1 rRNA gene is annotated in these 1,268 nt (G+C 52.4%); it reads left to right on the forward strand.

Annotated elements, in window-relative coordinates:
- Positions 1 to 1,268: ribosomal RNA gene (locus FTU03_RS15995) — 23S ribosomal RNA — on the forward strand; the annotation flags it as partial.

Genomic DNA, 1,268 nt, shown 5'->3' on the forward strand with positions numbered 1-1,268 from the left:
TGATAGCAAGCCAGTTTACTGGTGAAGTGGCTGATACCATACTTCCAGGAAAAGTCTCTAAGCTTCAGTTACACTGGAATCGTACCCGAAACCGACACAGGTGGTCAGGTCGAGTAGACCAAAGCGCTTGAGAGAACTCTGCTGAAGGAACTAGGCAAAATGGTACCGTAACTTCGGGAGAAGGTACGCTGCCGGCGGTGATAGGACTTGCTCCTTGAGCTGTTGGCAGCCTCAGAAACCAGGCCGCTGCAACTGTTTATTAAAAACATAGCACTCTGCAAACACGAAAGTGGACGTATAGGGTGTGATGCCTGCCCGGTGCTGGAAGGTTAATTGATGGGGTTAGCGTAAGCGAAGCTCTTGATCGAAGCCCCAGTAAACGGCGGCCGTAACTATAACGGTCCTAAGGTAGCGAAATTCCTTGTCGGGTAAGTTCCGACCTGCACGAATGGCATAATGATGGCGGCGCTGTCTCCAGCAGAGGCTCAGTGAAATCGAATTCGCCGTGAAGATGCGGTGTACCCGCGGCTAGACGGAAAGACCCCGTGAACCTTTACTGCAGCTTGACATTGAACTTTGATCTTACTTGTGTAGGATAGGTGGGAGGCTTTGAAGTGGTGACGCTAGTTGCCATGGAGCCGTCCTTGAAATACCACCCTGGTAATATTGAGGTTCTAACTCTGCTCCCTGATCGGGAGCGAGGACCATGTCTGGTGGGTAGTTTGACTGGGGCGGTCTCCTCCTAAAGAGTAACGGAGGAGTACGAAGGTGCGCTCAGCGTGGTCGGAAATCACGCGTAGAGTATAAAGGCAAAAGCGCGCTTAACTGCGAGACCCACAAGTCGAGCAGGTACGAAAGTAGGTCTTAGTGATCCGGTGGTTCTGTATGGAAGGGCCATCGCTCAACGGATAAAAGGTACTCTGGGGATAACAGGCTGATACCGCCCAAGAGTTCATATCGACGGCGGTGTTTGGCACCTCGATGTCGGCTCATCTCATCCTGGGGCTGAAGCAGGTCCCAAGGGTATGGCTGTTCGCCATTTAAAGAGGTACGCGAGCTGGGTTTAGAACGTCGTGAGACAGTTCGGTCCCTATCTACCGTGGGCGCTGGAAATTTGAGAGGATCTGCTCCTAGTACGAGAGGACCAGAGTGGACGAACCTCTGGTGTACCGGTTGTGACGCCAGTCGCATCGCCGGGTAGCTATGTTCGGAAGGGATAACCGCTGAAAGCATCTAAGCGGGAAGCCTACCTCAAGATAAGATTTCCC

This window comes from Acinetobacter sp. YH12046, assembly GCF_013419905.1.
GTDB lineage: Bacteria > Pseudomonadota > Gammaproteobacteria > Pseudomonadales > Moraxellaceae > Acinetobacter.